22 protein-coding genes are annotated in these 21,876 nt (G+C 65.7%); 11 read left to right on the top strand and 11 right to left on the bottom strand.

What is annotated here, in order from left to right:
- The first annotated feature begins 113 nt into the window (after positions 1–113).
- The 7 genes from B5M41_RS16015 (at position 114) to B5M41_RS16045 (ending at position 6,566) form a co-directional block, all read left to right on the top strand.
- Positions 114–1,037: a pirin family protein gene (locus B5M41_RS16015; protein ID WP_134648904.1), complete on the top strand. Its 924-nt coding sequence runs from the start codon at positions 114–116 to the stop codon at positions 1,035–1,037.
- Between the two features lie 43 nt (positions 1,038–1,080).
- On the top strand, positions 1,081–1,509 hold the full coding sequence (locus tag B5M41_RS16020) for a DUF1801 domain-containing protein (protein ID WP_134648905.1): 429 nt from the start codon (positions 1,081–1,083) through the stop codon (positions 1,507–1,509).
- 22 nt (positions 1,510–1,531) lie between these two features.
- The gene (locus B5M41_RS16025) at positions 1,532–1,936 is read left to right on the top strand and encodes a DUF1801 domain-containing protein (RefSeq protein WP_134648906.1); all 405 of its coding nucleotides are present in this window, start codon (positions 1,532–1,534) and stop codon (positions 1,934–1,936) included.
- Between the two features lie 228 nt (positions 1,937–2,164).
- Positions 2,165–4,084 carry a 1-deoxy-D-xylulose-5-phosphate synthase gene (dxs, locus tag B5M41_RS16030; RefSeq protein ID WP_167719012.1) on the top strand — a complete coding sequence of 640 codons (1,920 nt, stop codon included), beginning with the start codon at positions 2,165–2,167 and terminating at the stop codon, positions 4,082–4,084.
- Positions 4,085–4,253: 169 nt separating this feature from the next.
- A complete protein-coding gene (locus B5M41_RS16035; protein ID WP_134648908.1) occupies positions 4,254–4,526 on the top strand; it encodes a hypothetical protein in 273 nt (90 codons plus the stop codon).
- 43 nt (positions 4,527–4,569) lie between these two features.
- Positions 4,570–5,319: a TlyA family RNA methyltransferase gene (locus B5M41_RS16040; protein ID WP_134648909.1), complete on the top strand. Its 750-nt coding sequence runs from the start codon at positions 4,570–4,572 to the stop codon at positions 5,317–5,319.
- Entirely contained in the window at positions 5,316–6,566 is a 1,251-nt protein-coding gene (locus B5M41_RS16045) for a class I SAM-dependent RNA methyltransferase (RefSeq protein ID WP_134648910.1), read from the top strand. Before B5M41_RS16040 ends, B5M41_RS16045 begins: the two co-directional genes overlap by 4 nt.
- Before the next feature lie 7 nt (positions 6,567–6,573).
- Here B5M41_RS16045 and B5M41_RS16050 read toward each other — a convergent pair whose 3' ends face one another.
- From B5M41_RS16050 to B5M41_RS16060, 3 genes are all read right to left on the bottom strand, one after another.
- Complete coding sequence (locus tag B5M41_RS16050; RefSeq protein ID WP_134648911.1) at positions 6,574–7,329, bottom strand: crotonase/enoyl-CoA hydratase family protein; 756 nt, start codon at positions 7,327–7,329, stop codon at positions 6,574–6,576.
- A gap of 12 nt (positions 7,330–7,341) precedes the next feature.
- Positions 7,342–9,114: an acyl-CoA dehydrogenase gene (locus B5M41_RS16055; RefSeq protein WP_134648912.1), complete on the bottom strand. Its 1,773-nt coding sequence runs from the start codon at positions 9,112–9,114 to the stop codon at positions 7,342–7,344.
- Positions 9,115–9,287: 173 nt separating this feature from the next.
- Entirely contained in the window at positions 9,288–9,785 is a 498-nt protein-coding gene (locus tag B5M41_RS16060; RefSeq protein WP_230640133.1) for a BA14K family protein, read from the bottom strand.
- Between the two features lie 161 nt (positions 9,786–9,946).
- Here B5M41_RS16060 and B5M41_RS16065 point away from each other — a divergent pair, with 161 nt between their 5' ends.
- Positions 9,947–11,041, top strand: coding sequence for a glycoside hydrolase family 25 protein (locus B5M41_RS16065; protein ID WP_134648913.1), 1,095 nt, complete (start codon positions 9,947–9,949; stop codon positions 11,039–11,041).
- Position 11,042: 1 nt separating this feature from the next.
- Here B5M41_RS16065 and B5M41_RS16070 read toward each other — a convergent pair whose 3' ends face one another.
- Both B5M41_RS16070 and B5M41_RS16075 read right to left on the bottom strand, forming a co-directional pair.
- On the bottom strand, positions 11,043–12,980 hold the full coding sequence (locus tag B5M41_RS16070; RefSeq protein WP_134648914.1) for a DUF2207 domain-containing protein: 1,938 nt from the start codon (positions 12,978–12,980) through the stop codon (positions 11,043–11,045).
- 14 nt (positions 12,981–12,994) lie between these two features.
- Positions 12,995–13,543: a LemA family protein gene (locus tag B5M41_RS16075; protein WP_134648915.1), complete on the bottom strand. Its 549-nt coding sequence runs from the start codon at positions 13,541–13,543 to the stop codon at positions 12,995–12,997.
- A gap of 166 nt (positions 13,544–13,709) precedes the next feature.
- Here B5M41_RS16075 and B5M41_RS16080 point away from each other — a divergent pair, with 166 nt between their 5' ends.
- Positions 13,710–13,907: a hypothetical protein gene (locus B5M41_RS16080; protein ID WP_134648916.1), complete on the top strand. Its 198-nt coding sequence runs from the start codon at positions 13,710–13,712 to the stop codon at positions 13,905–13,907.
- Positions 13,908–14,120: 213 nt separating this feature from the next.
- On the opposite strand, the gene B5M41_RS16085 is transcribed toward B5M41_RS16080, so the two are convergent.
- From B5M41_RS16085 to B5M41_RS16110, 6 genes are all read right to left on the bottom strand, one after another.
- Complete coding sequence (locus tag B5M41_RS16085; RefSeq protein ID WP_134648917.1) at positions 14,121–15,077, bottom strand: glycine--tRNA ligase subunit alpha; 957 nt, start codon at positions 15,075–15,077, stop codon at positions 14,121–14,123.
- Between the two features lie 176 nt (positions 15,078–15,253).
- Positions 15,254–16,324: a dTDP-glucose 4,6-dehydratase gene (locus B5M41_RS16090; protein WP_134648918.1), complete on the bottom strand. Its 1,071-nt coding sequence runs from the start codon at positions 16,322–16,324 to the stop codon at positions 15,254–15,256.
- Between the two features lie 211 nt (positions 16,325–16,535).
- Positions 16,536–16,727, bottom strand: coding sequence for a hypothetical protein (locus B5M41_RS16095; protein ID WP_134648919.1), 192 nt, complete (start codon positions 16,725–16,727; stop codon positions 16,536–16,538).
- A 25-nt stretch (positions 16,728–16,752) separates the two neighbouring features.
- Positions 16,753–17,628 (bottom strand): S49 family peptidase, encoded by an 876-nt coding sequence (locus B5M41_RS16100; protein ID WP_134648920.1) that lies wholly within the window; start codon positions 17,626–17,628, stop codon positions 16,753–16,755.
- Between the two features lie 76 nt (positions 17,629–17,704).
- Positions 17,705–18,511 carry a tRNA1(Val) (adenine(37)-N6)-methyltransferase gene (locus B5M41_RS16105; protein ID WP_230640135.1) on the bottom strand — a complete coding sequence of 269 codons (807 nt, stop codon included), beginning with the start codon at positions 18,509–18,511 and terminating at the stop codon, positions 17,705–17,707.
- Positions 18,508–18,729 carry a putative signal transducing protein gene (locus B5M41_RS16110; RefSeq protein ID WP_134648921.1) on the bottom strand — a complete coding sequence of 74 codons (222 nt, stop codon included), beginning with the start codon at positions 18,727–18,729 and terminating at the stop codon, positions 18,508–18,510. The genes B5M41_RS16105 and B5M41_RS16110 overlap by 4 nt, the downstream gene beginning before the upstream one ends.
- A gap of 107 nt (positions 18,730–18,836) precedes the next feature.
- Between B5M41_RS16110 and B5M41_RS16115 the strand changes: the two genes are divergently transcribed.
- Entirely contained in the window at positions 18,837–19,853 is a 1,017-nt protein-coding gene (locus B5M41_RS16115; RefSeq protein ID WP_134648922.1) for a polyprenyl synthetase family protein, read from the top strand.
- Between the two features lie 165 nt (positions 19,854–20,018).
- Positions 20,019–21,872 (top strand): tetratricopeptide repeat protein, encoded by a 1,854-nt coding sequence (locus B5M41_RS16120; RefSeq protein ID WP_134648923.1) that lies wholly within the window; start codon positions 20,019–20,021, stop codon positions 21,870–21,872.
- Positions 21,873–21,876: the final 4 nt, after the last annotated feature.

Raw genomic sequence — 21,876 nt, forward strand, 5'->3', positions numbered from 1 at the left:
GGCCAAAAGCCAGAAATGGCCAAGGCTGACCACACCGTCAACAGCACGCGCCCTATCCACGCTCCGCCCCGCCCGCTAGCATGGAGCCCACGAACCAACGACAGGAGGGTGCCATGAGCTTTTTTCCCGGACAGGATCCCGAAGCCGGTGATGCGCCGGCCTGCGACGCGCTGGAGCTGCTGATCATTCCGCGCACCAGCGATATCGGCGGACTGGAGGTGCGGCGCGCCCTGCCGACGGCCAAGCGCCGGCTCGTCGGCCCGTTCATCTTCTTCGATCGCATGGGACCGGCGTTGCTGCGCGCGGGCGAGGCGATCGATGTGAAGCCGCATCCCCATATCGGCCTGTCCACCGTCACCTATCTCTTCGACGGCGAGATCAAGCATCGCGACAGCCTGGGCACGGAAATGGTCGTGGCGCCCGGCGATGTGAACCTGATGACGGCTGGACGCGGCATCGTTCATTCGGAGCGCTCGCCGGAAAACCTGCGCGGCCGGCCGCAGTCGATCTCGGGTCTGCAAACCTGGCTTGCCCTTCCGGACCATCTGGAAGAGGCCGCTCCGGTCTTTGCCCACACCACCAAGGCGGAGCTTCCGGCCTTCTCCGCCGACGGCATTACCGGCCGCACGATCATCGGCCGCTATGAGGGTCATGCCTCGCCCGTCAGCGTGCCGACCGATACGCTCTATACCGACCTGACGCTTGCACCGGGCGCTTCCGCGCCGCTTGCCGCGGACTGGGAGGAGCGCGCGGTCTATGTGCTCTCGGGAACGCTCGATGTGGCGGGCGATGTCTTCGCGTCCGACCAGCTTCTGGTTTTCCGCCCCGGCGACGCGATCACGCTCAAGGCCGGCCCGCAGGGCTGTCACATCATGCTGTTCGGCGGCGCGGCGCTGGGCTCCAAGCGCTATATCTGGTGGAACTTCGTATCCTCTTCCAAGGAGCGCATCGAGCAGGCCAAGGAGGAGTGGCGCACCGGCCGTTTCGACATCGTGCCCGGCGACGAGGAGGAATTCGTACCCCTGCCCGCAGGCTGACAGATTCGATTGCAAGAGTGCCAGGCAAAACGGGAGGAGATGCATGGCTGACAAGGCAACAAAACCGGACGGCGTCGTCCTTCTCTCAGGCGGCAACCCGCAGATCGCCAAGGGAGAAGGTGACGCGCCGGTAAAGGCCTACATCGCGGCCATGCCAGGCTGGAAGAGCGACGTCGGCCGCAAGCTCGACGCTCTCATCGAAAAGACCGTACCGGGCGTCCGCAAGGCGGTGAAGTGGAACTCGCCCTTCTATGGCGTGGAGGGCGAAGGCTGGTTCCTCAGCTATCACTGCTTTGCGAAATACATAAAGCTGACCTTCTTTCGCGGCACGTCGCTCGATCCCGTTCCGCCGGTGTCTTCCAAGACGGACGAGACGCGCTATTTCCATATCCATGAAGGCGAGGCGCTGGACGAACGACAGCTTGCGGCTTGGATTAGCCAGGCAAGCGCGCTTCCCGGCGAGCGCCTGTAACGCCATATCGAGGACAGCCGCGATGACCGAGGAAAAGAACGGGACCGAATCGCCTTCCGTACTGATCGACCGCCGGATTTCCGAACTGGCGGACTGGCGTGGTGAAACGCTGGCCAAGGTGCGCGCCGTTATCCGTGAGACCGACCCCGATATTGTCGAGGAATGGAAATGGCGCGGCGTGCCGGTGTGGGAACATGGCGGCATCATCTGCACGGGCGAGACCTACAAGGCCGTGGTCAAGCTGACCTTCGCCAAGGGCGCTGCGCTGGAAGACCCGGAGGGCCTGTTCAACGCCAGCCTGGAGGGCAATACGCGCCGGGCCATCGATCTGCGCGAGGGCGATGCGATCAGCGAGGAGGCACTGAAAGACCTGGTTCGCGCGGCCATCGCGCTCAATCGGGCATCGCGCAGTGCCAAAAAGCGGTGAGTGCCGCCGGGGCGTGTCTGCAAAATGCCCCAATGCGCGCAGAGAGTCCGCGCCTGTGACGGATTGAGCGGTATCAATCCGCCGAAAACCAATCTAGACTTGCCGAAAAGGTTGAAATCGCGCTCGGCATTCTGCATTTGACAGGCAAGCGCGGTTGCGAAACCGCATGCCCGGGCCGTGCCTCCGTGAGGGAGGCATCGCCGGCGGGCGCGACAACGAGGCATGAGAGTGACACAGACGCCAGCCACCCCCCTGCTTGACCAGGTCCGCATTCCCGCAGACCTGAAGGCCGTGGACGATCGCGACCTGCCGCAGCTCGCCAGCGAACTGCGGTCGGAAATGATCGACGCCGTTTCGCGCACCGGCGGGCATCTCGGCGCTGGCCTCGGCGTGGTGGAACTCACCATCGCCATCCACAAGGTTTTCGATACGCCGAAGGACCGGCTGATCTTCGATGTCGGCCACCAGTGTTACCCGCACAAGATCCTGACCGGCCGGCGCGACCGTATCCGCACGCTGCGCCAGGAAGACGGCCTTTCGGGCTTCACCCGCCGCGCGGAAAGCGAATACGACCCCTTCGGCGCCGCCCACTCCTCGACGTCGATTTCCGCCGGCCTCGGCATGGCGGTCGCGGCCGATCTTGCGGGCGAACATCGCAATGTCATTGCCGTCATCGGCGACGGCGCGATGTCGGCGGGCATGGCCTATGAGGCGCTGAACAATGCCGGCGCGCTCGATGCACGCCTCATCGTCATCCTCAACGACAACGACATGTCGATCGCCCCGCCGACGGGCGCGATGAGCGCCTATCTCGCGCGCCTCGCCTCCGGCCGCACCTATATGGGCTTCCGCGAACTCGGCAAGAAGCTGACGGCCTATCTCGGCAAGACGGTCGACCGCGCGATCACCCGCGCCGTTGAGCATGCGCGCGGCTATGTGACCGGCGGCACGCTGTTCGAGGAAATGGGCTTCTACCATATCGGCCCGATCGACGGCCATTCCTTCGATCACCTGCTGCCGGTGCTGCGCAACGTGCGCGACAATGCCAAGGGGCCCGTGCTCATCCATGTCGTGACGCAGAAGGGCAAGGGCTATCCGCCCGCCGAAGCCGCCGCCGACAAATATCACGGCGTCAACAAATTCGACGTGATCACCGGCGCGCAGGCCAAGGCGAAACCGAATGCGCCGGCCTATACCTCGGTCTTCGCGGAAGCGCTCGTGCAGGAAGCCGGCTTCGACGAGAAGATCGTCGGCGTCACCGCCGCCATGCCAGCCGGCACCGGGCTCGACAAGCTGGCGAATGCCTTCCCGGCGCGCACCTTCGACGTGGGTATCGCCGAACAGCACGCCGTAACCTTCGCCGCCGGCCTTGCCGCCGAGGGCTACAAGCCGTTCTGCGCGCTCTATTCGACATTCCTCCAGCGCGGTTACGACCAGGTGGTGCACGACGTGGCCATCCAGGGTCTGCCGGTGCGTTTTCCCATCGACCGCGCCGGTTTCGTCGGCGCCGACGGGCCGACCCATGCCGGCTCGTTCGACACGACCTATCTCGCGACGCTTCCGGGCTTCGTGGTGATGGCCGCCGCCGACGAGGCGGAGCTGAAGCACATGGTGCGCACCGCAGCCGCCTATGACGCCGGCCCGATCTCCTTCCGCTATCCGCGTGGCGAGGGCGTGGGCGTCGAGATGCCGGCGCGGGGCGAAATCCTCGAGATCGGCAAGGGACGCCTCGTCAAGCAGGGCTCCAAGGTGGCGCTGCTGTCCTTCGGCACCCGCCTGGCCGACTGTTTGCTGGCCGCCGAGGACCTCGACGCCGCCGGGCTTTCCACGACGGTTGCCGATGCGCGCTTCGCCAAGCCGCTCGACCACGACCTGGTCCGCCAGCTTGCCCGCCACCACGAGGTGCTGATCACCATCGAGGAAGGTGCGGTGGGCGGCTTCGGCAGCCATGTGCTGCAGTTCCTCGCCATGGAAGGCCTGCTCGACCACGGGCTGAAGGTGCGCCCGCTGGTGCTGCCCGATCTCTGGATGGAACAGGCCAAGCCCGACGCGATGTATGCCAAGGCCGGCCTCGACCGCGCGGGCATCGTGTCCACCGTCTTCAAGGCGCTCGGCCAGAAGGCCATCGGGGTCGGCGCGGCCGGCTGACCGGCCCCAGCCTCTCCCCGGCGAGACCGTGGCGCGTCTTTCTCCGGCGCGTCACCTTTTCTCAACCATGCCGTTTTGCAACCGCGTAACCACATCCCTTGGCCGTTCCGAAACCTCCGGCTGCTAGTGTCCCGTCAAAGACAAAAAAGACCGGACAGGGATTTTCACCATGCGTTACGTGCGTCTTGCGGTTCTCGCCGCCACCCTTTGCCATGCGCCGGCGATGGCGGCGGACGAGCGGCCAGTGCATGACCCGGCCATCGAGGCCGCGGCGATCGCCATCCTTCAGAAGAAGCTGCCGGATATCCGCAAGTCGCACGATATCGGCGAGGAACCCGTGATCGTCCGGCGCGAGCCGCCGCAGGCGACCTTGCAGGGTATTTCGGCGCTGATCGATCTCGATTCGGCGCGCGCCTTTCCCGGCCGCATCATCTGGCTGTGATTCCGGGGCTTGCCTCTTTTCGCGCAAGGCGTCATGAGAGGCGATGTCCGAACCCACCGAAACCATCCGCCTCGACCAGCTCCTGCTGAATGCCGGCCTCGTGCCCAGCCGCTCGCGGGCGCGCGATTCCATCGCGCGCGGCACCGTGACCGTCAACGGCCGCGTCGTCACCAAGCCGAGTTCCTGCTTTCCCGCTTCCGCCGTCATCGCCATCGACGACCCCGCGCAGGACTACGTGTCGCGCGCCGCGCTGAAGCTGACGGCAGCGCTCGACCATTTCCGTCTCGATCCCGCAGGCCTCGACTGTCTCGATATCGGCGCCTCCACCGGCGGCTTCACGCAGGTGCTGCTGGAGCGGGGCGCCGCTCATGTCGTCGCCATCGATGTTGGCCACGACCAGATGCATCCGAAGCTGCGCGCCGACGCACGTGTCACCAACCTTGAAGGCCTGAATGCGCGGGCGCTCACCCGCGATGACATTGACCGGGCTGTCGGCTGCATCGTCTCGGACGTGTCCTTCATCTCGCTGAAGCTCGCATTGCCACCGGCGCTCTCCTTCGCTGAAGCCGGCGCCTTCTGCGTGCTTCTCGTCAAGCCGCAATTCGAGGCGGGCCGCGAGGCGATCAGCAAGGCGGGGCTTCTGAAAGACCCCGACAGCGCGCCCGCGGTCGCTGCCGAGCTGGAGCGCTGGCTGGTGGAGGACATGGGCTGGAAGAGCCTCGGCCTCATCCCCTCGCCGATTGCCGGCGGCGACGGCAACGTCGAATTCCTGCTGGGAGGCGTGAAGCCATGACGACCGAGACGCTCACCATCGCGCGGCTCGGCAGCGGCGGCGACGGCATTGCCGACACGCCCGCCGGCCCGGTCTATGTGCCTTTCACCCTGCCCGGCGAGACGGTCGCCGTCGCGCGCGTCAAGAACCACGGCACCGTCATGTCCATGTCGGTCGCCTCGCCCGAGCGGATCACGCCCGCCTGCGTGCATTTCGGCCCTGACGGCAAGAACGGCACCTGCGGCGGCTGCACGCTGCAGCATGCGGGCGACGCGCTCTATCATGACTTCAAGCGCTCGCTCGTCGTCAACGCGCTGAAATCCAAGGGGCTGACGCCGGATGTGGCGCCGCTCGTCACGGCCGCGCCCGGCCAAAGGCGCCGCGTCACCTTCACCGCGCGCAAGACGGAAAAGGGCATGCTGCTGGGCTTCAACCAGGCCGGCAGCCACCACATCGTTTCCATCGAGCACTGTCCCATCGCCAGCGACGGCATCGTTTCCCGGCTGGATGCGATCCGCCAGGTCGCGGCGGCCATCGCCACCTCGGCCGAGCCGTTCCGCGTGACCGTGCTGGAAACGCTGACGGGCCTCGACCTCGCCTTCGAGGGCGTGAAGAAGGTCGGCTCCCGGGAACGCCATGCCGTGACCGAAAGCGTGCTGGCGCTGCGCGGTATCGCGCGCGTGACCAGCGACGGCGAAATCCTGATCGAGCCGATGAAGCCGGAGATCGAGTTCGGCGGCGTGCGCGTCTCCCCGCCGTCCGGCGGCTTCACCCAGGCGACGAAACCCGCCGAGGAGGCCATGGCCGACCTCGTGCTGGCCGCGCTCGGCAAGGCCAAGCGGGTCGCCGACCTCTTCGCGGGCTCCGGCACCTTCGCCCTGCGCATCGCGCGCCAGGCCAAGGTGCATGCGGTGGAAGGCGACGAAAAGGCGATCAAGGCGCTGGACCATGCCGCGCGCAACACGCAGGGCCTGAAGCCCGTGACCATCGAAAGACGCGATCTCTTCCGCCGCCCGCTGATGGCCTCCGAACTGAAGGTCTACGATGCCGTGGTCTTCGATCCGCCGCGCGCGGGCGCGGAGGACCAGTGCAAGGAACTTGCCCGCTCCGGTGTGAAGACCATTGTCGCCGTGTCGTGCAACCCGATCAGCCTTGCCCGCGACCTGGCAATCTTGACCGCCGCCGGCTACCGGATCCGCCTCGTGACACCCATCGACCAGTTCCTCTGGTCGGCCCATGTCGAGGCGGTTGCGGTTCTGGAAAAATAGGGTCGGCTCAACGGCGCGTCATGAACGCCTCGAAGGCTGCGCGCGCCTCCGGGCTCTTCAGCTGCGCGGAGAAATGGCCGAGTTCTTCATCGATGCGCGCAATCACATCCGACCGGTCGCCGCGAACCAAGTTGCGCGCAATGGCCAGCGCCTTCGGCGGCTTGGCGGCAAGGCGGCCTGCGGCAGCGAGCGTTTCGCGTTCGACGGCACCGGGCTCGACGACCGCATAGACAAGGCCTGCCTCCTTCGCCGCGCTTGCGGAAAAGCCGTCCCCGGCAGCCAGCAGCGCGAAGGCCCGTTGGTGGCCCATGAGGCGCGGCGCAAGCAGGCTGGAGGCCGCCTCCGGCACCAGCGCGAGGTCCACGAAGGGCGTGCGGAACTGCGTGCGGTCGGAGGCGTAGGTCAGGTCGCAATGCAGGTGGATCGTGGTGCCGATACCGATGGCAAGCCCGTCCACGCCGGAAACGAGCGGCTTCGTGTAGGTGGCGAGCGCGTAGAGAAAATCGACCGCCTCGCGCGCCATGGCGCCGCCCATCGCGACGGCCATGAAATCGGTGAGATCGTTGCCGGCGGAGAAGCAGCCGTCGGAGCCGAGGAAGACGGTGGCGCGCACGCCCTCGTCCACATCGCCCTCTTTCAGCGCCGCCGTCATGGCCTCGTACATCGCACGGGTGATGGCGTTCTTCTTGTCGGCGCGATTGAAGCGGATCACCTGGACGCCCGGTGCGGCCTCGGGACGCTCGATCAGGATATGGTCGGTCATGCTCTCTTCCTTTCAGCCCAGAACGGCGCGCGCTGCCGCGAGGCTCGCCGCGCCGCCGATCACCCGTTCGCGCAGCGCGGCGGTCTCGCCGATGACATTCTCCGCCGCAAAGCGGCAGAGCGCCGCGCGCTCCTCGTTGCGGCCATCGCCGCCATCGGCAAGCGCGCCCTTGGCGAGATAGGCACCGGTCAACACCAGGCCGAAGAGGCGCTGATAGGGCGTGGCCCCGGCAAGCGCCTCGACCTGCCGGCCTTCGGAGACGGCGGCGAGCAGCCAATCGGTGGCGGCTTCCAGGTCGGCAATGCTGGCGGTAAGCCGTTCGCCGGTCTCGCCCAGCGCCGGCATGTTGCTGGCAGCCGCCTTTGCGGCGATATCCCGCAATTCGGCTATGAAACCGCGGATGTGATTTCCCTCCGACAGCGGCAGCTTGCGCGTCACGAGATCGATGGCCTGGATGCCGTTGGTGCCCTCATAGATCGGCGCGATCCGCGCATCGCGGTAAAGGCGGGCGGCACCCGTTTCCTCGATGAAGCCCATGCCGCCATGCACCTGGACGCCGAGCGAGGCGACATCGACGCCGGCATCCGTGGCGAAGCTCTTGGCGACGGGCGTGAGGAGGCTCGCGCGTTCGGCCCAGTGCCTGGCATCCGCACCATGCGCCATGTCAACGGCGTGGGCGCAGGCATAGGTGATGGCGCGCGCACCCTGGGTCAGCACCTTCATGGTCAGCAGCATGCGAACGACATCCGGATGCTCGATAATGGGGCTCATGCCCGAACCCTGCCAGCCGGGCGCCTTGCCCTGCGTGCGCTCCTTCGCATAGGCGATGGCCTTCTGGGTGGCGGCTTCGGCGATGGCCACGCCCTGCATACCGACGGCGAGGCGCGCATTGTTCATCATGGTGAACATGCAGGCGAGCCCGCGGTTCTCCTCGCCGACCAGCCAGCCGATGGCGCCCGGTTCCTCCCCGAAGCGGCCGTCGCCATAGATCATGGTGCAGGTGGGCGAGCCGTGGATGCCGAGCTTGTGTTCGATGGAATGGCAGTAGGCATCGTTGCGCGGGCCGAGCGAGCCATCCTCGTTGACGAGGAACTTGGGCACCAGGAACAGCGAGATGCCGCGCGTGCCGGCCGGCGCATCCGGCAGGCGGGCGAGAACGAGATGCACGATATTGTCGGTGAAATCGTGCTCGCCATAGGTGATGAAGATCTTCTGGCCGAACAGGCGATAGGTGCCGTCACCGCGACGCTCGGCGCGGGTCTTCATCACGCCGAGATCGGAACCGGCATGCGGCTCGGTGAGGTTCATCGAGCCCATCCATTCGCCCGACACCATTTTCGGCAGATAGGTGTTCTTCAGGTGGTCGGAGCCGTGCGCCGTCAGGGCCTCGATGGCGCCGATGGTGAGTGTGGGGCCAATGGCAAAGGCCATGGAGCCGCTGTTCCACATTTCCAATGCGGCGACGTGCAGCATATGCGGCAACCCCTGCCCGCCGAAATCCGGCGACGCGGTCAGCGAGTTCCAGCCGCCGTCCGCCCAGGCCTTGTAGAGCGCCGGCCAACCAGTCGGCATCGTCACCGTGCCATCGGCAAAGCGGGCGCCCTGCGTGTCGCCGATCGCGCCGAGCGGAGCGATCTCCTCGCTCGCGAAGCGGCCGGCTTCGGCAAGGATGGCGTCGACGAGATCGTCGGTGAGGTCGCCGAGATGGCCGCCGTCGAGCGCGGGCGCGAGGCCCGCCACGTGCTTGAGGGTGAACGCAATCTCCTCGACCGGCGCCTTGTACATCTCTATCCTCCTCTGCGCGCGCTCAGCCGAAGCGCGGCTCCTTGGCGGGCAGATTATTGATTTTTACGTAAACGTCAATGTTTGGCCCGACCCGGCTTGCCGCGCTCGGCAAAAGAAAAGGCTGACCGGTCACCCGGTCAGCCTTTGTCTCGATACCCTTCGGCCGAGTGCGCTCACCGATAGGGCGAGTAGCACTGGCGGCGCGGGCCGTTATAGGGCTGGAACGTGTTGTCATAGGCGCGATACGAGCGGTAGCGGTTGGCGCACCAGCTGACATGGCTGCGGCCGCCGGAATAGACGCGCCGGTCGCGGGCGACGGAACTGCCCACCACCGCCCCCATGCCCAGGATGGCGAGCGGCACCCAGGCATTGTCGCGATGGCGATAGTAGCGACCATAATGGCGGCGATGATGCCAGCGGTCGCGGTAGTAACGCCCGTGGTGGCGGTTCCAGCCGCGATTGCCGCGCCAATGACGGTCGCCACGCCAATGGCGATTGCCGCGCCAGTGCCGGCGCGGATAGACGCGATGGTCGACGAGTTGGGCGCCGGTGCTGGTTTCGGCCGGCTGGACCTTCACGACCGGCAAGGGCATGGCGCCCACTGGCGCGACCGGCGTCGCGGCAAACAGCGCCGAAAGCGCAACGACAAGGCACTTGCTGGTCAGTCTCATGGCGTTTCTCCCTGGTCTCGCCGTCATCATAGGACGGCATAATTGCCAGCGGAACGCGAAAGACCGGCGATTGTTCCCGCCGCCAGGTTTCAACGTTCCTTAACCATGTCTGCCGCAGCATCGGGCTTCGCGAAAAACCAGCGATTCGCGAAGGAGCATCCATGCATTCCGCGCAGTTTTCCGGCCTTGCCGCCCTTCTCCTTTCGACGTCCCTTCCGTTTGCCGCGGCGGCCGCCGACGTCGAACCGTGGAAGAAGCCTGAGAACGCCATCGTCATCGACGCCTATGAGCTGAACGAAATCGACTGGTCCGACATGCTGACGGACAAGCGCATCGCGGGCTTCATCTCAAAGGCGTCCGACGGACTGCCGGAGAGCTACAGCTGCCAGGGCGACCATGGCGGCGATACGTTCGCGCACTGCAAGACCATGTGGCGCAAATATGCGGTCAGCCGCGAACTCTACGAGACGCGGCGGCTGCTCGCCCGCTCCAAGGGCCTGCTCTGGGGCGCCTACCACCTCGCCCGCCCCGGCAACCCGATCGAACAGGCCAATCATTTCCTCGACTATGCCAATCCCCAGGACGACGAGATGATGGTGCTCGATATCGAGGGGCTCGATCCGGACCGCTACATGTCGCTCGAAGACGCCCAGGTCTTTGCCGGCCATGTCCGCACGCGCACGGGCCGATACCCCGTGCTCTACACCAATCACATCACGGCGCTGCACATTGCCGCCAACCGTGACCGCTACCGGATCCTTTCGCGCCTGCCGCTCTGGTATGCCCGTTACAAGCCCGGCATCACCGGCAGCTTCCCGATGGGCAACTGGGACAACTACGCGCTCTGGCAATTCTCGGCCGCCGCCAACTGCACGAAGCGGCGCTGCCCCTACCGGGTGAAGGGCGCGCTGAACGACATCGACGTGAATGTCGCGCCGATGACGAAGGCGGCGCTGAAAGCCATCTGGGCCTTCGGCAGCCTGCTGCCGGAAAAGCCGTTCGAACCCGTCGACAATATCCTGACCGCTTCGATCCCCGCCGCAAGCCTGCTCAAAGCCACCGCCGAGGCCGCCGTTTCGGCGGGCGCGCAAGCGCAGACGAGTGGTGTCGTGACCCTTGCCGGCGGCACGGGGACCACCTTCTCCATCACCGTCTCAGGCGAGGCGAAAGCAGGTCTTGCCGCCGCTGCCGGCGTCATGGCCAAGCCCGGACATCGCCTGGTCGACGTGACGCCGCTGAACTATCAGGACCTCTGAGCTACCAGCCGCCGCCGCCACCGCCGCCACCGCCGCCGCCGGAGAAACCGCCGCCCGACGAGAAGCCGGAGGACGAGCTTTTCGGCGGATCCGGCAGCGAGGATTGCATGGTGCCGGCCATCGACCCGGCGAAATTGCCCATCCGGTCGGAGAAGCGGCCCGACGAGAAACCATCGCCATGATACCAGCCGGGCTGGTAGGCAGCGGCCGCCGCGCCCGCAGCCGCGGCCGACAGCAGCCAGCGGTCGAAGGTCTGCGACCAGGGTTTTTCCACGCCGAGCGCCACCGCATAGGGCAGCAGCGTCTCGAAATGGCGGGGGGACATTTCCGGCGCGCCGGCCATGTTCATGCGGTCCTTCTCGGCAAGCGTCAGATACTGGCGCAGTCCCTCGATGCCATCCATCATCCTGCGTCCGAGCGGCGTGGGTGCGCCCATCAGGAAGAAGAAGACGATATTGGCGACGACGATGCCGCCGACCGCAACGAAAAGCGGCATCTCGCCGGCCGCCTCGGCCTCGGCGAAGACCGCAAGCGCAATGCCTCCGAACACGGTCAGGAGCACGAAGCTGACAAAGGCGATCATGGCCACGGCGAGGATGCGCGCGCCGAGCGTTTTGGCCTGCCGCAGACTGCGGCCCAGCGCCATGGCGAAGATCGAAACGAAGACGGCGGCGAAGACCGGCAGGATGACGAGGGCAGCACCCTCCTCCGGCAGGGAGCCGAAGATCAGCAGCGCGACAAGGCAGGCGAGCGACAGGAGGATACCGCCGATCACCTGCGGCCAGTTCGCCAGATAATATTTGTGGCGGTGCTCCTTTTCCATGGCATCGCGGAAACTGCCGCCGAGCGTCTGCACCCGTTTGCCGTTCGCCTTCTCGATGACGAAATCGCCGCCATCCGACGGCAACGCGGCAAACAGGACAGCCTCGCCGGTGGGCAGCGCGCCGGAAGGCGATTTGCCCGTACGGCTGACGACGATGGATTTCTTGAGATCCTTCAGTTCGACGAGGCCCTTGACGGCAAGGCTGAGGAAAGCCGCGGCGACGGCCGTCCAACCCTGCCCGCCAAAGCCCTTGCCATCGATATAGTTGACGAGTGCCGGCGAAATGCCCTCCGGCGCATCCCAGCGCGGCACCATGACGCCGGGCGGCGGATCGCGCCCCACGGAAAGCCACGCCCAGAGATAATAGCCGACGACGAGCACGAGCCCGCCGAAGGAGAGGAAGAGATTGCGGTTGTCGCTGAAGAACAGCGCGCGCTCCTCCTCGGGCGTCGGTTTGTCGATGCTGCCCGCCGGCATCTTCACGGCGATCGTCAGGCCCTCATAGGGCGCGAGCGCCCGCGTCGTTTCGAACAGCGCGCGGTTGCCGCGGTTTTCGGCGCGCGCATTCTTGTCGCCGGAGCCGAACTCCCCGGTGAAGGCGGTCAGCTCCTGCGCCGTGACGCCCGCAGGCAACGTGACGGCAGCGCTCGCCGCGCGGATGGGGAAGGCCCATTCCGTGCCGGTCACGTTCCAGTAGAGCTCGTCATGGGTATCGAAGAAGCGGATCTGCCGCGTCGTCTCGTAGGTCAGCCGGTATTCGTGAAAGCCCGGCGACAGCAGCCTGTCGCTCGAGCCGAAATAGATGCGCACACCCCGGCGGATGGTTTCCGTGCGATAGGGCTCGGGCTGGCCGTCGCGCTCGACGCTCAGCACCTTGAACCCCACCTCGCGCCCGTGGCCACCGGCATCCGTGAAGGTGAGCGGGAAATCGCGATAGATGCCGCGACGGATCTTGTCGCCCTCGGCATGGACCCGCATCGTCTCCGTCACGGTCAGGACGCCGTTCTTGGCCACCGTGATGTCGGAATGGTAGCGGTCGAAATATTCTTCCGCCTGTGCGGCGCCCCCGACCAGCAGGCACAGCCACAACGTCAGGAAAGCCACGATCCGCGCCATGGGGGTCTCCGGTATCAGAACTTCACGCTCGGCACGGCCCTGTCGGCCGGGTTGTCGATCTCGAAATAGGGCGCCTTTTCGAATTTGAAGACGCTGGCCACGAGATTGGAGGGAAAGCTCTCGACCTTGACGTTGAGGTCGCGCGCCGCGCCGTTGTAGTAGCGCCGCGACATCTGGATCTCGCCTTCGATGGTCTCCAGCGTCTGCTGCAATTCGGCGAAGTTCTGGTTGGCCTTGAGGTCGGGATAGGCCTCGGCGAGCGCGAAGATGCGGCCGAGCGCCTGGCTCAGCATGCCCTCGGCCTGGGCGCGGCCGGCGACATCGCCCGCCGGCACCGCCTGCGCGCGGTTGCGCAGTTCCACGACCTTTTCCAGCGTTTCCTTCTCGTGCGCGGCATAGCCTTTGACGGTTTCGAGCAGGTTGGGGATGAGATCGGCGCGGCGCTTCAGCTGCACGTCGATGCCCGACCAGGCCTCTTCCTTCACCTGCCGCGCGCGCACGAGGCCGTTGTAGATGACGATGGCGTAGATGACGACCACCGCCGCAATTGCCAGACCGATCATGGGCTTCTCCGCTCCTTCATGGCGTTTGCAGCGACCTTAGCATCGAACGCGCGGCTGGAAAGCCCCTTGCGGACGATGCCGGCGGCCTTGTCACCGGGGGAACCGCGCGCGGCGGCACTTTGCCCGATAGTGGCTTCATCGCCAACCGAACCTTGAAGCCGCCGCCATGAAAGCCCTTGCCCTCATGCTCAACGTCCTCGGCTTCACCGCTCTCTTCCTCGCCTACACGATGGGTGCGGCGATCGACCGGCCGACGGGTGTGCGCCGCGCGCTCCAGACCTATGCCGGCCAGCTGCCGACCGGCGCCTTCCCGACGCTCAAGCCGGTCTGGGAACTGGGCGTGAAGGTCACGACCGTCGCCTGAGCCGAAAGAAAAAAGCCATCCGGCCTGGCGGATGGCTTTTTGCTAGGTAGCGCATTTGAGTGTCGCCCGGACGGCGTATCCGCTCTGTCGTCACCCTCGGGCTTGACCCGAGGATCCATCCACATCCGCTGAGTTTGCCGCGTGGATCCTCGGGCCAAGCCCGAGGATGACGGAGGAGACGTACAGTGGCGCCGGCAACAGAGAGACCGACCCTCAGGCCGCGTCCTTGTTCCAGTTCGCCCCGCCGGCATCCGTCAGCAGGAAAGCTTCGCCGCAGGCCTTGGCGAGCGTGCGCACGCGCAGGATATAGCTCTGGCGCTCGGTGACAGAGATCACACCGCGGGCATCGAGCAGGTTGAAGACGTGGCTGGCCTTGATGCACTGGTCATAGGCCGGCAGCACGCATTTATGCAGGGCGTTGCCATCGCCCGGCGCACCGGCGGCGAGCAGGGCCTGGCACTCCTTTTCCGCATCGATGAAGTGGCGGTGCAGCATGGCCGTGTCGGCATATTCGAAGTTGAAGCGGGAATATTCCTGCTCGGCCTGCAGGAAGACATCGCCATAGGTGATCTTCTCGTCGCCCTCGCGGCCATTGAAGTTCAGGTCGTAGACGTTGTCGACGCCCTGCACATACATGGCGAGGCGTTCGAGGCCGTAGGTCAGTTCGCCGGCGACCGGCGCGCATTCGATGCCGCAGACCTGCTGGAAATAGGTGAACTGCGAGACTTCCATGCCGTCGCACCAGCATTCCCAGCCGAGGCCCCAGGCACCGAGCGTCGGGCTTTCCCAGTCGTCCTCGACGAAGCGCACATCATGCAGGAGCGGGTCGAGGCCGATGGCGGCGAGCGAGCCGAGATAGAGCTCCTGAAGGTTCGACGGGTTCGGCTTCAGGATGACCTGGTACTGGTAATAGTGCTGGAGGCGATTCGGGTTCTCGCCATAACGGCCGTCCGACGGGCGGCGCGAGGGCTGCACATAGGCGGCCCGCCACGGGCGCGGTCCGAGCGCGCGCAGCGTGGTTGCCGGATGGAACGTTCCCGCACCCACTTCCATGTCGTAGGGCTGGAGCACCGCGCAACCCTTGTCCGCCCAGTAGTTATGCAAGGTCAGGATCAGCGCCTGAAAGGAGCGGGTCGGGTTCATGTGATCAGGCAGGGCGGCAGAGGTCATCGGTCATGTCCGGACATTCATAGAAGCTGGCGGACTGGTGCCACGATGCGCCGGAAGGGTCAAGGGAAAGAGGATTAGGCGTTGGGCAATAGGCAGTAGGCAATAGGTGTGAAATCGTCCGGCGAAATCTTGTACGAGCCGCCTAAACCCTACTGCCTACTGCCTATCGCCTCCCTTCAATGCCGCTCCAGCGAGCGGAAGAGGCCCGATCCGGCCGTCTGCGTGACGACCTGCACGCGTTGTGGTGCGAGGTCGGGCACCTGTGCGAGGCGGCGGCGTGCGCCGCCGGGAATGCGCGCGCCATACCAAGCGGCAAGCGCCGGCAGTTCTCCGTGAAGCGATCCCTTCGCCTGCCAGCCGAGCGCTTTCAGCGCGCTCGTATCGAGCGGCGGGCGGCTGGCATTCTTCGGGCGGCCGGCAACGAAGCTTACGCCGGCAACCGGGTCCTGCACCGTCTCCAGCACCATGCGCGCGACGGAGAGAATATCGACGGGGTCTTCGCCCGCGACATTGTAGGTGGCGTTTTCCGCGCCGTTGGTGACGACGGTGCGCAGCGCCGTGCAGAAATCCGCGATCGTCAGGAAGCTGCGGCGTTGCAGGCCGTCGCCATGTACCGGCAGCGGGCGGCCGACGGCCGCCAGTTCCAGGAAGCGCGGCAACAGCTTCTCCACGTTCTGGCGCGTGCCGATCAGGTTGACGGGCCGCAGCACGCGGATATCGAGGCCGAAGGAGCGGGTCAGGCCGGCGATCAGCATTTCGGCCGCGGCCTTGGAGGCGCCATAGGGATTGTCGGGCATCAGCGGCGAACGCTCGCCGGCCGGCGCGTTCTCGCCCGATCCATAGACTTCGGCCGAACTGATATGAATCATCAGCGGCACGCTGCGCCGTCCCATCGCCTCGACCAGCACCTGCGTGCCCAGCGCATTGGCGAGCGTGAAGCGCTCGGGAACCGAAAAGGCGCGTTCGACATGGCTTTCGGCGGCGGCATGCACCACCAGATCGGCCCCTTTCAGCACTTCCGTCACCAGGTCGAGATTGCAGACATCGCCTTGCTGGATCGTCACGCGCCCGGAGCGCAGGGCCGCATCGAGATGCGACATGTCGGCGGCATAGGTGAAGGCATCGAGCACGCGGATGCGCGCCATCGGACAATGGGCCAGAAGATCGTCGACGATATGGGAGCCGACAAAGCCGGCGCCACCCGTCACGACGATGGTGCGGATATGGTCGAGGTTGAGCGAGGCCATGGTGGTACTCCGATCAGCGCAGGCGCATTGCAATCCGCCTTCATGGCGGCCATGCCCTCAGGATCGGCCGTTACGCGCGCGGGCTCAACACGCGCCGGCGTTGCACAGCGATAAATGCGGAATTAACCTTACGAGGCTTGGTTAACGTGCAAAAACAACGCGTAAGCCTTGGTTCCATTGCCCCGGAACGGGATGAAACCGTGCCGAAACGCTACTCGTCGTCGCGGCGTACGCGGTATTCGCCCGTTTCGGGATCCTTGACGAGCGTGCCGGTCGCGCCGGTGCGGCGCTCCTCTTCGGTGCGGCGGCGCAGGCGGCTCAAACGCTCGGCGTCCGACACGAACTTGCGGTAGCCGTACCAGGCAAGGCCGACGACCAGAAGCAGAAAGATAATCTGGGCCATGCCCTCCCCCGTTGTTCTACGCGCCTTATCCGGTGAGGCCGAAGCGGCCCCACAGCGCCTTTTCTTCCGCAAGCTCGGCCACGGCCGAAACACCGGCCGACCCTATACGGTCTGCCATGTCGAGGGAAAGCCCCCCGACGCCGGGCGTCTTGCGTCCGAACAACCCCTTCGGGGTGGAAACGAGTTCGAGCCGCGTCGTCGGGCCATAGCGGCGCTTGAGTTCGGAGCGCATATCCGACAGCCCGTCGACAAGCCCGAGCGCGCGGCCGCGGCCACCCGTCCAGAACAGGCCGGAGAAGAGATCGGGATCATCCGCAAGACGCGTGCCGCGCCGTGCCTTCACCATGTCGATGAAGACCTGATGGATTTCGAGCTGCAGCGACTTCAGGTATTCGACGTCGCTTTCGCGCTCCGGCTGGAACGGATCAAGGATCGCCTTGTTGGAGCCGGCCGTGTAGACGCGCCGCTCCACGCCGATCTTCTTGAGCATCTCCGGAAAGCCGAAGCCGCCCGAGACAACGCCGATCGAGCCGACGATGGAGGTCGGATCGGCGAAGATTTCATCACCGGCGAGCGCGATCATATAGCCGCCGGACGCCGCCACATCCTCGACGAAGACAAGGACGTGCTTGTTCTTTTCAACCGCAAGGTCGCGAATGCGCTGGAAGATCAGCCGCGACTGCACCGGCGAGCCGCCGGGCGAATTGATGGAGATCGCGACGGCCGGCGCATCCTTGTAGGCGAAGGCCTTTTCGAGGGCGGGAGCGGCGCCCGCGAGGTTCAGCGCCGGGCGAAACTGGCTGCCGCCGGCCATGATCGCGCCATGCAGCCGGACGACGGGAACGACGACGCCCTCCTTGCGGAACTTCTTCGGCACCAGCCTCTTCAAAAATCCGGCCATGCGGGTCGTGTCTCCTGTTCTTTCGTCCGGCTGATGTATGCACGGGACGGCAAAACGCAATGGCGCGCCGGAAAATTCAGGGGCGGGAGAGGCGCGCATAACTTGCGCGGCCGTTGTTCAGATCGTTGACGAACGGGCTGAAGGCATGGCCGGGCCCGTCATGCATGACGAGCGGCATGCGCAGGTTCAGCCGGGCGCGCGAGCCCTTGATCGCCGTCACGAGGATACGCAGCGCACTCTCGCCGGCGCGGGGATGGATCGGCGTGATCTCGATGCCGCCGAAGCGCCGGCCGCAGGCGGCGATGATCTCGGCGATGGATTGCGGCCGGGCGATCAGCGAGAGCTGGCCGCCGGGCCTGAGGATGGCGCCGGCCGTGCGGATCCACCGCTCGAACAGGTCGTCCTCCATGGCGTGGGCCGCCGCCTTCAGCGCATCCGGCGCGCGGCGGTCCGCGGCATCGTTGAAGGGCGGGTTCATGATAACGTGATCGTGATCGTCATCGGCCAGGCCGGCCGCCACACGGGCCCGGCCGGTCAGCGTCACGTCCGCCTCGAGCACGCTGACACGGCCGGCGAAGGGTGCATTCTCTCCAAGCGCCAGCGACTTGCGGGCGAAGGCCGCCATGAGCGGCGAGCGCTCGACAAGCAGCACCTGCGCCTTCTCGATGCGGGCCGCGACGGCAAGGCCGGCCGCGCCTGCCCCCGCGCCGAGATCGGCGACACGCATGGACCCGTCGCCGCTAACCAGCGACGCCAGAAGCATCGCGTCCATGCCCGAACGATGGCCGACGCCCTTCGGCTGGACGACGTGGAAGCGGCCGTAATGGAAGGCGTCGACGGTTTCCTTGACCGGATTTTCCGGCGCGGGAGACGCCTCGCTCACGGGCGCAGCTCCGCGGCAAGCCCGGCGTCGCGGAGAATGCGGCGCGCCTCTTCCTCCCGGTCGCTTTCCACCAGGAAGCGGCGGGGCAGCATGCCAAGCGAGCCTTCAAGGATGCTCATCCCCTGATCGGCGATCAGGCAGTGGATGCCGGCCTCCTTCATCAGGCTCTCCGCGAAGGAGAGCAGAACGGCGTCGTTGGTGCGGATCAGTTCGATCATTCGGGTCTTTTCCAGCCTTAATTCCGGAGGCGGGACAATTCGCCTCTTGCCGCATGAGGCCCCGCTTTCTATTGTCTTTCAACAAAAATGAACAGGAGTCCGGGCATTTGGGCGTCGTGATACCGCTTGAAGAAGGCAAAAACAAACAGGCATCGGTGAAGCCGCTCGTCGACCTTACAAAAGCCGACATAGAACGGGTGAACCAGCTCATCCTGTCGAAAGCCGGTTCCGACGTGCAGATGATCCCCGAGGTCGCAAACCACCTCATCTCCTCCGGCGGCAAGCGCCTGCGCCCGATGCTGACGCTCGCAGCGGCCTCCATGTTCGGCTATGGCGGCGACCATCACATCAAGCTCGCGACCAGCGTCGAGTTCATGCACACCGCCACGCTGCTGCATGACGACGTGGTCGACGAAAGCGACCTGCGCCGCGGAAAATCCACCGCCCGCATGATCTGGGGCAACCAGGCAAGCGTGCTCGTCGGCGACTTCCTGCTCGGCCAGGCCTTCAAGATGATGGTCGAGGTTGGCTCGCTGGAGGCACTGGATGTTCTCTCGACCGCCGCCACCGTGATCGCCGAGGGCGAGGTTCTCCAGCTATCCGTCGCCAAGAACATGGAGACGACCGAGGACGACTATCTGGAAGTGATCCGCGCCAAGACGGCCGCGCTGTTCGCCGCCGCCGCCGAAGTGGGTCCGATCATCGCCAATACCGGCAAGGCCGAACGCAACGCGCTGAAGTCCTACGGCATGAATCTCGGCCTCGCCTTCCAGCTGGTCGACGACGCGCTCGATTATGGCGGCAAGGCCGCGGACCTGGGCAAGAACACCGGCGACGATTTCCGCGAGGGCAAGATCACGCTGCCGGTCATCCTGGCATGGCGTCGCGGCACGGCCGAAGACCGCGCCTTCTGGCGCGAGGCGATCGAGGGCGGCAAGAGCGACGACGCCAATCTGGAGCGCGCGTTCGGCCTCATCACCCGCTATGGCGGCCTGACGGACACGATCGCGCGCGCGCAGCATTACGGCATGATCGCCCGCGATGCGCTCGCACCTCTTCCGGCAAGTCCCTGGAAGGACGCACTGCTCGAAGTCATCGACTTCTCGATCGCCCGCGTGAGCTGACCGCATTCGGCCAAATCCGGCGTGGCAGGATTATCTTGCCGCGCCGCGCCAAAAAAGCCATTCTCTGCCGTCATGAGTCCATGACTGATTTGGGCGCTATCGTGGCGGGACGTGCCGCGCTGGGCGCCGGGGCGACCTTCATACCTTCCGGTGAAAGGCATTTTGATGCGGCATTTCTTCCTTCTTCGGCTTCTTTCCGGCGTGGCGATTGCTGCCAGCATCACGCTTGCCGGACCCCTGGCCGGTCCGTCCGCCGCTTATGCGCAGGACAAGCCCGCTACCGAGGCAGCCGATGAGACGCCGTTCGATCCGCTGAGCGTCAACACCTTCGCCGGCGCCTTCCTGGCCGCCCGCACCGCGGATTTCGACAAGGATTACGCGACCGCCGTCAAACTCTACAAGATCGCGCTGCAGTTCGATCCGACGAACAACGACGTCAAGCAGCGCCTTATGGTCACGCTTTTGATGAGCGGCGACTTTGCCGAGGGCGTCAAGCTGGCGGACACGCTGAAGAACGACCCGGCGGTCGAGCGCATCACCTCGACCGTTCGCGGCATGGAGGCGATCCGCAAGCGCGAATACAAGTCGGCGGAAAAGATCCTCGCCTACAAGGGGCCGAACGATCTCGACCGCATGATGAACGACCTCCTGCTCGCCTGGGCCAAGTTCGGCGACGGCAAGCCGAAGGAGGCGCTCAAGCTCATCACCGGCATGCAGGGGCCGGAATGGCTCGCCATCTTCAAGAACTACCATGCCGGCGCGCTCGCCGCCGCTGCGGGTGACAAGGCGACTGCCCGCGCGCGCCTCAACGAGGCGATCCTCGACCGCAACGGCGCGGGTGCGGCACCCGACACCTTCATTCGCGCCGTCATGGCGCTGGCCCGTCTGGAAGCCCGCGACGGCAACAAGCAGAAGGCGCTCGACGCCATCTCGGTCGGCGACAGCTTCGTCACCAGCTATGCGCCGCTGAAGGCGCTGCGCCAGAGCATCGAGGCCGGCGAAAAGCAGGACCAGCAGGTCCGCACCGCCGCTCAGGGCGCGGCCGCCGTGCTCTTTTCCATCGGCGGCGCACTGAACCGCGACGGGGCCGAAGACATCGTCGCGCTCTATCTCCAGGCCGCCCGCGCGCTCGATCCTGACAGCGACGACGTTCTGGTGCTTCTCGGCGGTATTGCCGAAAACCAGAAGAAGCCCGACATCGCCATCGATTATTACCGGGCCGTGCCCGAGAAATCGCCGATGCGCCGCATTTCCGAATTGCAGCTCGGCCTCAACCTCGCCGACACGGGCAAGGTGGAAGAGGCCAAGAAGCACCTCCAGGAACTGATCGATGCCGATCCGGCCGACCTGCGCAGCTATCTCGCGCTCGGCAGCGTCCTGTCCGACGCCAAGGACTATCGCGCGATGGCCACGCTTTACGACAAGGCCGTGGGTGTCATCGGCTCGGTCCCGACGCGCAATCACTGGAGCGTCTTCTTCCAGCGCGGCATTGCCTATGAGCGCCTGAAGGAATGGGACAAGGCGGAGCCGAATTTCCGCAAGGCGCTGGAGCTGAACCCCGACCAGCCGCAGGTGCTGAACTATCTCGGCTATTCCTGGGTAGACATGAACCGGAACCTCGACGAGGGCCTGGACATGATCCGCAAGGCGGTGAGCCTCAAGCCCGATGACGGCTATATCGTCGATTCGCTCGGCTGGGCCTATTACCGCCTCGGCCGCTTCGACGACGCCGTCGCGGAACTGGAGCGCGCCGCGGAGCTGAAGGCCGGCGATCCCACGATCAACGATCACCTCGGCGACGCCTACTGGCGCGTCGGCCGCAAGCTGGAAGCGACCTTCCAGTGGAACCGCGCGCTCGGGCTGAAGCCGGAAGACGCGGAGATCGTCAAGATCAAGGACAAGATCGAAAACGGTCTGGCCGATATCAAGCCTTCCGACCCGGCCTCGGCTGAGGCGAAGGAAGACAAGCCCGCGCAGAAGATCGCGCCGGAAGAAAAAGCCGTGGACCGCAAGTCCTGACCGC

The organism is Shinella sumterensis (assembly GCF_004514425.2).
Classification (GTDB): domain Bacteria; phylum Pseudomonadota; class Alphaproteobacteria; order Rhizobiales; family Rhizobiaceae; genus Shinella; species Shinella sumterensis.